The sequence below is a fragment of the Pseudomonas sp. WS 5412 genome (assembly GCF_012985615.1).
GTDB classification, from domain to species: Bacteria; Pseudomonadota; Gammaproteobacteria; order Pseudomonadales; family Pseudomonadaceae; genus Aquipseudomonas; species Aquipseudomonas shahriarae.
In genome coordinates this window covers 264571-276899 of sequence record NZ_JAARMB010000004.1, presented here as the reverse complement: position 1 = coordinate 276899, position 12329 = coordinate 264571, and the positions used below count along the sequence as shown (strand labels likewise).

Sequence of the window (12329 nt, the reverse complement as noted above, 5' to 3'; positions counted from 1 at the left end):
GTCCGGCAGCATGAAAAGCCTGCCCGTCGGATGTCGTTCAAGGAATCAATATGTCGCCCTGGCTGACAGTAGTAGGCATTGGTGAAGATGGCTTCAAGGGCCTGGGCAGGAATGCCCGGCATGCTCTGTTGCGCGCCTCTCGTATCATCGGCGGCCAGCGCCAGCTGGATTTGCTGCCGGTGTGCATCCGCGGCGAACGCGAGCTGTGGCCCAGCCCGTTTTCCCTGGAGCCGCTGCTGGCACGGCGCTTTGAACCGGTGTGCGTACTGGCCAGTGGCGACCCGATGTTCTACGGCGTCGGCGCCAGCCTGGCGCGGCAGGTGGCGGCGGATGAGCTGTTGATCCTGCCGGCGCCTTCGTCGGTGTCACTGGCGGCGGCGCGCCTGGGCTGGCCGTTACAGGACGTGGTGACACTGTCGGTGGTCGCCCGCCCGGTGGCCGCGCTCAATGCTCATCTGGCCAGCGGCGTGCGCTTGCTGGTGTTGAGCAACGACGGGCAGAGCCCGGCAGCCATCGCCGCGTTGTTGCGCGCCAGCGGGTTTGGCCCGAGCCGCCTGAGTGTGTTTGAACACCTCGGCGGCACGGCCGAACGACGTATCGATGGCCACGCCGAAAGCTGGCAAGACCCAGCCATTGCCGCGCTGAACCTGGTCGCCATCGACTGCCTCGCCGACGCCAACACCCCACGCCTGTCGCGCCTGGCCGGCCTGCCGGACTCAGCGTTCAAGCATGACGGCCAACTGACCAAGCGCGATGTGCGGGCGATGACCCTCGCGCGCCTCGCCCCCACCCCTGGCGAATTGCTGTGGGACGTCGGCGCCGGCAGCGGCTCCATCGGCATCGAGTGGATGCGCGCCCATCCCAGCTGCCGCGCCCTGGCGATTGAAGCCGACGCCGGCCGCCAGCAACTGATCGAACATAACCGCGATGCCCTCGGCGTGCCTGGCCTGCAATTGATTCGCGGCAGCGCGCCCCAGGCCCTGGCAGGGCTGGAAGCGCCTGATGCGATTTTCATCGGTGGCGGCGTGACCTGCGACGGCGTGCTCGACACCTGCTGGCAACACCTGCGCCCCGGTGGGCGGCTGGTGGCCAATGCCGTGACCCTGCAAAGCGAAATGACCCTGATGGCCTGGCGCGCGCAACACGGCGGCGAGTTGACCCGCATCCACGTGGCCCAGGCCCAGCCCCTGGGCGACTTCGATACCTGGCGCCAGGCGCTGCCCATCACCTTGCTTGAAGTGCTCAAGCCGCTATGAAGCGCATCCTGCTGCTGGGCGGCGTGACGGAAGCCCTGGCCATCGCCCGCACCCTCGGGCCCCAGCATATCTACAGCCTGGCCGGGATTGGCCGGGTGCCCACTGACCTGAGGTGCCAGGTGCGCGTCGGTGGTTACGGCGGCGCCGCAGGGCTGGCGCAGTTTATTCGCGAACAGGGCATCGACCTGCTGCTGGACGCCACCCATCCCTACGCCGCACAAATCAGCGCCAACGCCGCCCAGGCCGCGCGCTTGTGCACGATCCCCTGCTGGGCCCTGCGCCGTCCCGCCTGGCAGCCACAACCGGGTGATGACTGGCGTGAAGTCAGTGACTGGGCCGGGCTGATCGAGGCGTTGAAACCCTTCCAGCGCCCACTGTTCACCCTCGGTCGCGAACCGCTGCAACACCTCGATGAAATCCCCGCCGGGCAGTTCTGGACCTTGCGCGCACTGGACGTCTACCCCGGCAACGAACGCTGCGAAGTGATCGGCGCCCGTGGGCCGTTTTTGATCGAGGATGAACGGGCGTTGTTCGAACGACGGAGGATTGATGTGCTGATCAGCAAGAACAGCGGCAGCAGCGCCACCGAACCCAAGCTGGAAGTGGCCCGCGAGCGCGGCATACCGGTGGTGGTTTTGCAGCGGCCGGTGTTGGCGGGGGTGGATCGGGAGTTTTTGACGGTCGACTCGATACTGCAGGCTTTATAGAACAACACAGCTCAAATGTGGGAGCGGGCTTGCCCGCGATAGCGGTGTATCAGTCAGCATATTTGATCCTGACATACCCCAATCGCGGGCAAGCCCGCTCCCACATTTAGGACTGTGGTGTTTTCGCGATTGGTAATCCTGCGTTCGCGTCTATCATGATAAGCACAGCCACTGACATCACTGCGACACCAAACCACACCAGCAACTTTTACTTATGCCCCCCGATCAGGCTAAATACCCACCTGATCGCTTAACCCTACGGATTGTCCGCTATGGCCCGTCAACGCTTTGCATTTGCCTGGATCGCCTGCCTTGCAGTGCTGTTCAATGCGTTTGCCATGCCATTGGCCGGGGCAATGCAACAGGGTAAAAGCCCTGCCGAGCAATTGCTGTGGGGCAGTTTCTGTTCGTCCAATGGCAGCAAGCTGGTGGCGATGTCCCTGGGCACGCTGGATATACCGGCGCCGCAGCAGGATGAACATTCCAGCATGCAGCATTGCTGGTGCTGTTCGGGCTCGGCGCCGTTGGTGGCGCTGCCGGGACATGTGCCGCAGTTGTATCTCACACGAATCGACCCGGCGCCTGGCCTGCCATCGCCTGCCCTGCAAGCCCCGACTCCGCGCCAGCAATGGCCGAGCCTCAGCCCCCGCGCCTCTCCTACCGTTTGATCACTTCGCAATTGAACTGCGTTTGAATCGTTCTGGAGAACTGCCATGCTCAAATCTTCCCTGCTTCTGGCGGCCTTGCTGCTGCCTGCGTTCAGTGCTGCCAATGCCGATGACTACAAGGCCGGCGACCTGCTGGTGAGCGACCCCTGGTCACAGGAATTGCCGCCCAATGCGCCGACGGTAGCCGCCTACTTTGTGATCCATAACCAGGGTGAAGCCCCGGACCGCTTGCTCAGTGTCGACACGCCAGTGGCGGCCAAGGCCGAGCTGCATGAGCATGTGATGCACGGTGACCTGATGAAGATGCAGCAGGTGCCCAGCGTGGCCGTGCCGTCCAAGGGCGAGCTGACCTTTGCGCCGATGGCCTATCACGTGATGCTCCTGGATCTTAAAGATCGCAGCCAGTTGCGCGACGGCCAGCACTTCCCGCTGACCTTGAACTTCGAAAAGGCCGGGCCGGTAAAAGTGCAAGTCTCGGTGCAAAAAGTACCGCCGATGGCCGAGCACGGGCACAAGCACGCCCATTAACCAGCTCAGGCCGCTCCCCATGGGTGCTCGCGCCAACAGGTCGACCACGCGCCGCCGCCAGCCTTTGAGGTTGGCGGGCGGCAGTTGGATCAGCCTGTTCGCCATGCTGATGATCTTTATCGGACCGCTGATTTCCCAAGCGATGCCGATGGATCATCACGCCGGCATGTCGATGCAGATGTCCATGGACGACACCTGCCATGCCGCGCCCCAGCACCCGGCCGAGCACACCAAGGCCCCCGCCGCCGACCACGTGATGTGGGAGAAATGCGGCTATTGCAGCCTGTTGTTCAGTTGCCCGGCCCTGCCTGGCAGCGTGTCATTCGTGGCCCTCGGCAGCCCGCCGCCGGCCACTGGCCTGATCCCCGCACCGCGCCTGGGCCATGCCCGGCAGAGCATTTTCCCCGGCGCCCGCAGCCGCGCCCCGCCCAGCCAGTCGTAGACCGCCAATAACACACAACTTCGCACGGCCGCCTTCACACAGACAGCCGCAGGCTGCTGGCCGTGTTGTTTACGACTGATTGATGGAATTTTTATGTCCAGGTTTCCTGCTGACACCCGTATGGGACGTACCCCTGTGCTCGCCGTTTTGTGCGGCGCACTGTTGGCGCCACAGGCGTATGCCGACGAACACGCCGAGCACCACAATGAGCTGAGCCCGACAGTGATTACCGGCGTCGCCCCCAGCTCCCCCCTGACCATCGTCACCAACCCCAAGGACCCGCGCCAGCCTGTGCCGGCCAGTGATGGCGGTGATTACCTCAAGACCATCCCCGGCTTTGCCCTGGTGCGCAATGGCGGCACCAATGGCGACCCGGTGCTGCGCGGCATGTTCGGCTCGCGCCTGAATATCCTCACCAACGGCAGCATGATGCTCGGCGCCTGCCCTGGCCGCATGGACGCACCCACCTCCTATATCTCGCCGGAAACCTACGACAAGCTGACCGTGATCAAAGGCCCGCAAACCGTGCTCTGGGGCCCGGGCGCCTCGGCCGGTACGGTGCTGTTCGACCGTGAGCCGGAGCAGTTCGGCGAGTTGGGCACCCGAGTCAATGCGAGCATCCTCGCCGGCTCCAACGGTCGCTTCGACAAAGTCGTGGATGCCGCCGCCGGCGGTTCACTGGGCTACATTCGCGTGATCGGCAACCAGGCTCACTCCGACGATTACAAGGACGGCAACAACGACACCGTCGCCTCGCGCTACGACAAATGGAACGGCGACGTCGCCCTCGGCTGGACCCCAGACGCCGACACCCTGCTGGAGCTCACCGCCGGCCGTGGCGATGGCGAAGCGCGTTACGCCGGGCGCGGCATGGACGGCTCGCAGTTCCTGCGCGAAAGCCTCGGCCTGCGTTTCGAGAAATCCAACATCGGCGAGGTGCTGGACAAGGTCGAAGCGCAGGTCTACTACAACTACGCCGACCACGTGATGGACAACTACAGCCTGCGCACGCCGTCGGGCACCGGGATGATGGCCGGGCCCATGGCTTCCAACGTCGACCGCCGTACCCTCGGCGCGCGGATCAAGGCCACCTGGCGCTGGGCCGATGTGCAACTGATCAGCGGTATCGACGCACAGACCAACGAACATCGCCAGCGCAGCAGCGCCGGGGTCGACACCTACAAGAACCTGCCGCGCAACAAGGACGCCGACTTCCATAACTACGGGGTGTTTGGCGAGTTGACCTGGTACGCCGCCGACAATGACCGGCTGATCACTGGCGCCCGCCTGGATCGCGCCTCGGCCAAGGATTACCGCCAGCGCACCGGCAGCGGCATGATGAGCCGCGCCAACCCGACCGCCGGCGATACCCGCGCCGACACTCTGCCGTCCGGTTTCGTACGTTATGAACATGACTTGGCCGACAGCCCGACGACCCTCTACGCCGGCCTTGGCCACGCCGAACGCTTCCCGGACTACTGGGAGCTGTTCTCCCCCGGCAAAGGCCCAGCGGGTTCGCTGAATGCCTTTGATGCAGTCAAACCAGAGAAAACCACCCAACTGGACTTCGGCCTGCAATACAAAACCGCTGACTTGGAAGCCTGGGCCTCCGGGTATGTCGGCCAGGTGCGCGACTACATCCTGTTCAACTACACCCCGGGGATGATGGGCATGACCTCCCAGGCGCAGAACATCGACGCGCGGATCATGGGCGGTGAATTGGGCGCAGCCTACAAGCTGACGGCCAACTGGAAAGCCGATGCGACCCTGGCCTACGCCTGGGGCAAAAACAGCAGTGATGGCAAGGCCCTGCCACAAATGCCGCCATTGGACGCGCGCTTCGGCCTGACCTACAGCGAAGACGACTGGAGCGCCGGCGCCTTGTGGCGCGTGGTGGCGGCACAAAACCGCATCGACCAGAACAAGGGCAACGTGGTCGGCAAGGACTTCGCCAAGAGCGGTGGCTTTGGCGTGTTCTCCCTCAATGCGGCGTACCGCATCAACAAGAACTTCAAGGTCAGCACCGGCGTCGACAACCTGTTTGGCAAGGCCTACGCCGAACACTTGAACCTGGCCGGCAACGCTGGCTTCGGCTACCCGGCCAACGACCCGCAAGCCATCAATGAACCAGGGCGCACGCTCTGGACCAAGGTGGATATGAGCTTCTAACAGGTGGCTTTGTGTAGGAGCGAGCTTGCTCGCTCCTACACAGGCCCGTACCTCCAGACCTACCTATAAATAAAAAACCTTGCGGAGCACCCTGATGAACCCGCCAAAGATTTCCTTCTACAACCTGGCCTGGCGCTGGCATTTCTACGCCGGGCTGTTTGTCGCGCCCTTCATGGTGTTGCTGGCAGTGACCGGCATCATCTACCTGTTCAAACCCCAGCTGGACCCGTTGATGTATGGCGACCTGCTCAAGGTCGAGCCCGCCGCGCATGTCCTCAGCGCCGACGAGCAATTGCAGCGCGCCAAGGCCGCCTACCCCCAAGCCACCCTCAGCAAATACCTGCCACCTGTGGACGCCAGCAGCAGCGCGCAATTTGTCCTGCACAACGCCGGCCACGAACTGACAGTGTTCGTCGACCCCTATCGCGGCAACGTGCTCGGGGAGCAGGACGCGACCTACAACCTGCAAGCCATCGTGCGTGCCCTGCATGGCGAGTTGATGATCGGCACCACTGGCGACCGCCTGATCGAACTCGCGGCGGGTTGGGGCGTGATGCTGGTGGTGTCCGGCCTGTACCTGTGGTGGCCGCGCGGCCGATCGGCCGCCGGGATCCTGTGGCCACGCCTGGGCAGTCGCGGGCGCCTGTTCTGGCGCGACCTGCACGCGGTCACCGGGTTTTGGGGCGCGGCGTTCCTGCTGCTGATGATCCTCAGCGGCCTGACCTGGACCGGCTTCTGGGGCAAGCAATACGCCGACCTTTGGAACCGCTTCCCGGCCTCCATGTGGAACGACGTGCCGCAATCCGACCAGCAAGCCCGCAGCCTCAATACCGCCACGCAACAGACCGTGCCCTGGGCCATGGAAAACACCCCCATGCCGATGTCCGGCGAGCATGCCGAGCACATGCAGCACGGCGGCATGCACCACGGTCCTGCCGCCCCGACAATCAGCCTGCAGCAGCTGGTGGACCTGGCCACCGCACGCCAGGTCGAGCCGGGCTACAGCATCACGTTCCCGACCACAGCCACGGGCGTGTTCACCCTCGCGGTGTTCGCCAACGACCCGCGCAATGATGCGACCCTGCATGTCGACCAATACACCGGCAAGGTCCTGGCCGATGTGCGCTGGGAGCACTACAACACCGTAGCGCGGGTCACCGAGTCCGGGGTGATGCTGCACGAGGGCAAGATGTTCGGCGTGGTCAACCAGATCATTGTGCTGCTGGTGTGCCTGATGATTCTGCTGAGTTCGGTCAGCGGCCTGGTGATCTGGTGGAAGCGCCGGCCACAGGGTGGCCTGGGGGTTCCGCCGTTGCGCCATGACTTGCCGAAGTGGAAAACCGCGATGGTGATCATGCTCGCCCTGGCGATTGTTTTCCCGCTGGTCGGCGCCTCGCTGATCGTGGTCTGGGTATTGGATCGGCTGGTCTTGTCACGCCTGTTCAAGCAACGTGAATCGGCCTCATCTTCTGCATGAGGTAGGCGAGATGCCCTACATAGAGGCGTTATGTAGTCTTACGCGGGCTTTCATCCTTCACGTAAGAAGTGTTAACTTATAACACTTATTGCACTGTCCCCACTCGCCGCGCCCAGCGGCGAGTACCGTCTCGAAGAAGCGATCTGCCGCCCGATGAACAAGTACCTTGCCAGCGGCCTGTGCCTGCTTGCCTTGCACAACAGTGCCCAGGCCCTGACCCTGCCCGTCAGCCCCGTGACCGCCCCGGCGGTGGACAGCGCACCGGTCGACCTCAACACCCCGACCACCGCCGGTTCGCGCCTGGGCCTCAGTGCCCTGCAAACCCCCGGCAGTGTCGAAAGCCAGACCGGCGAGCAGATCCGTGAACGCGCTGACGCCAGTGTGCAGGACGCCATCTCCCGCGCCACCGGCATCAGCCGCACCGGCACCCCGGGCGACGGCGGTACCTCGCTGCAGGCTCGGGGTTTTGCCGGCCAGGGCTCAGTGATGCAACTGTATGACGGCAACCGCCTGTACAACGGCATGGGCACCTCGACCTTTCCGGTCGACACCTGGGCCGTCGAGCGCGTGGACGTGCTGCGCGGCCCCGCATCGGTGCTGTATGGCGAAGGTGCCACCGGCGCGGTGGTCAATACCGTCGCGAAAAAGCCCTTTGAGGGCGAGATCGAAAACCACATCCGTCTCGGCTACGGTTCCTATGATCGCCAGCAACAGGCCCTGGACAGTGGCGGCTCGCTGACCGACACCCTGAGCTATCGCCTGAACCTCAACCGCCTGCGCAGCCATGGCTTTATCGACCGTGGCGACTCGGCCAGCGATTTTGCCAGCGGCGCCCTGCGCTGGCAGGCTGCCGACAACCTGAGCTTCACCCTGGCCCACGACTACGGCGACCAGCGCCCGCAGAACTACTTCGGCACACCACTGCTCAACGGCCACTTGCACAAGGGCCTGCGTGACAAGAACTACAACGTCAGCAACGACACCCAGCATTACAACGACCAGTGGACCCGCCTGAGCAGCGAGTGGCAGATCAACGACAGTGTCAGCGCGCGCAACGAGCTGTACTACCTCAAGGCCCAGCGCCGCTGGCAGAACGCCGAGAACTACAATTTCAGTGCCGGGCAACTGACCCGCAGCGGCTTCTACGGCATCAAGCACAACCAGGAACAGGTCGGCGACCGCCAGACCTTTACCTTCAAACACACCCTGTTTGGCCTCGACAGCCAGACCGTGACCGGCGTGGAATACAACCGCATCCGCTTCCGCCTGGCCAGCAATTCACCGTTTACCGACGTAGTGACCGGAGGTCAGCCCATTGACCTGAAACACCCGGCCCAGGCACCGTTTGAAAGTGCCACCCCGTTCCTGCCGCTGTTCGCCACCACCACCAAGCAGTTCGCGGGCTTTGCGGAAAACCGCCTGCAACTGACTGACCGGCTCTCGCTGATCACCGGCATCCGTCGCGACTACGTGCACCTGGACCGCGATGAACTGCGCAGCGGTGAACGCAACGACAAGACCCTCACCGGCAACAACTGGAAGGCCGGCCTGGTGTTTGCCCTCACCCCGGACACCTCGGTCTACGGCCAGTACGCCACCAGCACCGATGGTGTCGGCGGCCTGATCTCCCTGGACTCAAGCCAACAGGCGTTCGACCTGTCCACCGCCAAACAGACGGAAATCGGCATCAAGCAAGCCTTCTGGGACCAGCGCGGCGAGTGGACCCTGGCGGCCTACCATATCGTCAAAAAGAAACTGCTGACCGATGTACCGGGCAACCCGCAGTTCAAACAGCAGGTGGGCCAGCAATCCTCCGACGGCCTGGAGGCCAGCCTCGACCTGCAACTGCCCCACGCCTGGCAACTGCAGGCCAATGCGGCCATCGTGCGGGCGCAGTACGACGACTTCCAGCAGAACGTCGGCGGCCTGCAGGTTTCGCGCGACGGCAATCGCCCGGTGGACGTGCCGCGCCGCACCGCCAACCTGTGGCTCAGCAAGGCCGTGACCGACGACATCCGCGCCGGGGCCGGCGTGCGTTATGTGGATGCGCGTTACGCCGACATGGCCAACCGCAATGAGCTGCCCAGCTACACCGTGGTCGACGCCACTGTTTCGTGGAAAGCCCTGCGCAACACGACATTGGGCCTGCAATTGAATAACCTGTTCGACCGCACCTATGCCGTAAGCCAATACAATGACGGCCAGCAATGGATTCTGGGGGAGCCGCGCTCGTTCTTCGTGACGGCGGACTACACCTTCTGACCCCCACCCCGGATCGCTGTTTGACTTGAGATATTTGATGCCCACACTCAACCTTCACCACCTCGCCTGGTCCCCCCTGGGGCATGGCCACTGCCATCACCAGTTCCATCTGCGTGATGCCAGCCTGCAGGTGGGTGCCGGGGAGTTTGTCGGGTTGATCGGGCCCAATGGCAGCGGCAAGACCAGCCTGTTGCGCTGCGCCTACCGCTTCAGCAAACCCGAGCAGGGCGAAGTGCACCTCGATCACCAGAACGTGTGGAAGCAATCCTCGCGCTGGTGCGCCCAGCGCATCGCCGTGGTGCTGCAGGAATTCCCCGATGCCTTCGGCCTGCGGGTCGATGAAGTGGTCGCCATGGGCCGCACTCCGCACAAAGGGCTGTTCGACAGCGATACCCTGCACGACCGCCAATTGATTCAACAGGCCCTCGAGTCCGTCGGCCTGCTGGGCTTTGAAGACCATGCCTTCGCCACCCTGTCCGGCGGTGAAAAGCAGCGCGTGATCCTCGCCCGCGCCCTGGCCCAGCAACCGCAACTGCTGATCCTCGACGAGCCGACCAACCACCTCGACCCGCGCTACCAACTGGAGCTGCTCAAGCTGGTCAAGCGCCTGCAGATCGGCACCCTGGCCAGCATCCACGACCTGAACCTGGCCGCGGCCTTCTGTGATCGCCTGTACGTGATCAACCATGGCCGTATCGTCGCCAGCGGCACGCCCCACCAAGTACTGACCGTCGAGCTGCTGCGTGAGGTGTTCGGGGTTGATGCCTTGATCGACACCCACCCTTTGTCCGGCTACCCACGAATCACCTGGATAACCCAACCATGATCCTGCGTTCCCTGCTGTGCCTTACCCTGCTGTGCGGTGCGACCCAGGCCTTTGCCGAAGCCACCCGCTACCCGTTGAAGATCCAGAGCTGCAACCGCGAGGTAACCTTCAATCAAGCCCCTGAACACGCGGTCAGCCACGACATCAACATGACCCAGATGATGCTCGCCCTGGGCCTCAAATCGCGCATGGTCGGCTACAGCGGCGTGACCGGCTGGAAGGCGGTGACCCCGCAAATGGCCACCCTTCTCGACGGCCTGCCGGAGCTGGCGGCCAAGTATCCGTCGGTGGAAACCCTGCTCAATGCCAACGTGGATTTCTTCTTCGCCGGCTGGGACTACGGCATGCGCGTCGGTGGCGATCTCACCCCGCAAACCCTGCAACCGTTGGGCATCAACGTGCTGGAATTGACCGAGTCGTGCGCATTCGTGATGAAGCGCCCGGCCGCGACCCTGGACGACACCTATAACGACCTGCGCAACCTGGGCCGGATCTTCGACGTGCAGGACCGCGCCAATGCCCTGATCGCCCGGATGCAGGCCCAGGTCGGCGCCGTGCAGAAAACCCTGCCCGCCGAACAGCCACGGGTATTTCTCTACGACAGCGGCGAAGACCGCGCCATGACCTCCGGCCGCCTGGGCATGCCCCAGGCGCTGATCGCGGCCGCCGGCGGGCGCAATATCCTCGACGATGTGGATGCCAGCTGGACCCGGGTCAACTGGGAGACCGTCGTCGAGCGTAACCCCCAGGTGATCGTGATCGTCGACTACAGCGAAATCACTGCCGAGCAGAAAATCCAGTTCCTGTTGGATAACCGGGCCCTGCAATCGGTGGATGCGATCAAGCAGCGACGCTTTATCGTGATCCCCTACGTGCAGGCCACGCCGGGCATCGACAATGTGCTGGCGGTGGAAACCCTGGCCAAGGGGTTCCACGGCCAATGATCGAGCGCCGCTATGCCCTGCTGCTCGCCGCCCTGGGTGCGGTGCTGCTGGTGTCCTGTGTGGTCTCGCTGGGCTTCGGCTCGGCGCGGGTGCCGGTGGACGTGGTGTGGCGGATTCTGTTGTACAAGGCCCTGGGGATCGGCGAAGTGGATTGGTCGGTGGGCCAGGAGCATATCGTCTGGCTGATCCGCGTGCCGCGCATGGTGCTTGGGGCACTGGTGGGCGCCGGGCTGGCGCTGATCGGCGCGGTCTTGCAGGCAGTCACCCGCAACCCGCTGGCCGACCCGCACCTGTTGGGCGTGACCTCGGGCGCAACTCTGGGCGCAGTGATTGTGGTGCTGCATGTCGGCCAGATCATCGGCCTGCTGACCCTGCCCATCGCCGCCTTTATCGGCGCCTTGCTGAGCATGCTGGTGGTGCTGGCGGTAGCCAGTCGCAACGGCCGGCTAGAAAGTGATCGCCTGTTGCTGTGCGGCGTGGCGGTGTCGTTTGTGATGATGGCGGCGGCCAATCTGCTGCTGTTCATGGGCGACCATCGCGCCGCGTCGGCGGTGATGTTCTGGATGCTCGGCGGCCTCGGCCTGGCACGCTGGGAACTGCTGGCGATTCCCAGCGCCACCGTGCTGTTGGGCCTGCTGTTGCTGCTGGGCATGGCCCGCCCACTGAACGCGCTGATGGCCGGCGAGCAGACCGCCGTGACCCTGGGCCTGAATGCCCGCACGGTACGGCTGCGGGTGTTTTTGATTGCCTCGCTGATGACCGGCGTACTGGTGTCGATCAGCGGCTCTATCGGCTTTGTCGGGCTGATGGTGCCGCATATCGCCCGGCGCCTGGTGGGCGCCGAGCACCGGCGCTTATTGCCGGTGTGCGTGCTGGTGGGCAGCCTGTTCCTGGTCTGGGTGGACGTCGCCGCGCGCACCCTGATCGCCCCCGAAGACCTGCCGATAGGCGTGGCCACGGCGGCGATTGGCGGGCTGTTTTTTATTGGTCTGATGCGCAGGCGCTAGGCCTCCTCAACACTCATCGACCGGCGGCGTATCGGCAGGTTGA

Annotated in this window: 11 protein-coding genes; all 11 read left to right on the top strand. The window is 64.1% G+C overall.

Annotated features, from left to right (window positions below; genetic code table 11):
- The first annotated feature begins 50 nt into the window (after positions 1-50).
- Positions 51-1256 carry a precorrin-6y C5,15-methyltransferase (decarboxylating) subunit CbiE gene (gene cbiE, locus HBR94_RS08255; RefSeq protein WP_170044491.1) on the top strand — a complete coding sequence of 402 codons (1206 nt, stop codon included), beginning with the start codon at positions 51-53 and terminating at the stop codon, positions 1254-1256.
- Positions 1253-1963: a cobalt-precorrin-6A reductase gene (locus HBR94_RS08250; RefSeq protein WP_170044490.1), complete on the top strand. Its 711-nt coding sequence runs from the start codon at positions 1253-1255 to the stop codon at positions 1961-1963. Before cbiE ends, HBR94_RS08250 begins: the two co-directional genes overlap by 4 nt.
- 272 nt (positions 1964-2235) lie before the next feature.
- Positions 2236-2631, top strand: coding sequence for a DUF2946 domain-containing protein (locus HBR94_RS08245; RefSeq protein WP_057437532.1), 396 nt, complete (start codon positions 2236-2238; stop codon positions 2629-2631).
- 45 nt (positions 2632-2676) lie between these two features.
- Complete coding sequence (locus tag HBR94_RS08240; protein WP_115127288.1) at positions 2677-3159, top strand: copper chaperone PCu(A)C; 483 nt, start codon at positions 2677-2679, stop codon at positions 3157-3159.
- A gap of 19 nt (positions 3160-3178) precedes the next feature.
- Complete coding sequence (locus tag HBR94_RS08235; protein WP_128593122.1) at positions 3179-3601, top strand: DUF2946 domain-containing protein; 423 nt, start codon at positions 3179-3181, stop codon at positions 3599-3601.
- A 93-nt stretch (positions 3602-3694) separates the two neighbouring features.
- Entirely contained in the window at positions 3695-5770 is a 2076-nt protein-coding gene (locus tag HBR94_RS08230) for a TonB-dependent copper receptor (protein WP_057958197.1), read from the top strand.
- Between the two features lie 94 nt (positions 5771-5864).
- Complete coding sequence (locus HBR94_RS08225; protein WP_170044489.1) at positions 5865-7247, top strand: PepSY domain-containing protein; 1383 nt, start codon at positions 5865-5867, stop codon at positions 7245-7247.
- Positions 7248-7400: 153 nt separating this feature from the next.
- Entirely contained in the window at positions 7401-9509 is a 2109-nt protein-coding gene (locus HBR94_RS08220) for a TonB-dependent receptor (protein WP_170044488.1), read from the top strand.
- A 37-nt stretch (positions 9510-9546) separates the two neighbouring features.
- Positions 9547-10335 (top strand): ABC transporter ATP-binding protein, encoded by a 789-nt coding sequence (locus HBR94_RS08215; protein ID WP_057437525.1) that lies wholly within the window; start codon positions 9547-9549, stop codon positions 10333-10335.
- On the top strand, positions 10332-11279 hold the full coding sequence (locus HBR94_RS08210; protein ID WP_170044487.1) for an ABC transporter substrate-binding protein: 948 nt from the start codon (positions 10332-10334) through the stop codon (positions 11277-11279). The genes HBR94_RS08215 and HBR94_RS08210 overlap by 4 nt, the downstream gene beginning before the upstream one ends.
- Positions 11276-12286, top strand: coding sequence for an iron ABC transporter permease (locus HBR94_RS08205; RefSeq protein WP_169959872.1), 1011 nt, complete (start codon positions 11276-11278; stop codon positions 12284-12286). The genes HBR94_RS08210 and HBR94_RS08205 overlap by 4 nt, the downstream gene beginning before the upstream one ends.
- Positions 12287-12329: the final 43 nt, after the last annotated feature.

Excerpts from the sequence above, each read along its gene's own strand:
- cbiE (WP_170044491.1), top strand. The coding sequence starts at position 51 with ATGTCGCCCTGGCTGACAGTAGTAGGCATTGGTGAAGATGGCTTCAAG.
- HBR94_RS08250 (WP_170044490.1), top strand. The coding sequence starts at position 1,253 with ATGAAGCGCATCCTGCTGCTGGGCGGCGTGACGGAAGCCCTGGCCATC.
- HBR94_RS08245 (WP_057437532.1), top strand. The coding sequence starts at position 2,236 with ATGGCCCGTCAACGCTTTGCATTTGCCTGGATCGCCTGCCTTGCAGTG.
- HBR94_RS08240 (WP_115127288.1), top strand. The coding sequence starts at position 2,677 with ATGCTCAAATCTTCCCTGCTTCTGGCGGCCTTGCTGCTGCCTGCGTTC.
- HBR94_RS08235 (WP_128593122.1), top strand. The coding sequence starts at position 3,179 with ATGGGTGCTCGCGCCAACAGGTCGACCACGCGCCGCCGCCAGCCTTTG.
- HBR94_RS08230 (WP_057958197.1), top strand. The coding sequence starts at position 3,695 with ATGTCCAGGTTTCCTGCTGACACCCGTATGGGACGTACCCCTGTGCTC.
- HBR94_RS08225 (WP_170044489.1), top strand. The coding sequence starts at position 5,865 with ATGAACCCGCCAAAGATTTCCTTCTACAACCTGGCCTGGCGCTGGCAT.
- HBR94_RS08220 (WP_170044488.1), top strand. The coding sequence starts at position 7,401 with ATGAACAAGTACCTTGCCAGCGGCCTGTGCCTGCTTGCCTTGCACAAC.
- HBR94_RS08215 (WP_057437525.1), top strand. The coding sequence starts at position 9,547 with ATGCCCACACTCAACCTTCACCACCTCGCCTGGTCCCCCCTGGGGCAT.
- HBR94_RS08210 (WP_170044487.1), top strand. The coding sequence starts at position 10,332 with ATGATCCTGCGTTCCCTGCTGTGCCTTACCCTGCTGTGCGGTGCGACC.
- HBR94_RS08205 (WP_169959872.1), top strand. The coding sequence starts at position 11,276 with ATGATCGAGCGCCGCTATGCCCTGCTGCTCGCCGCCCTGGGTGCGGTG.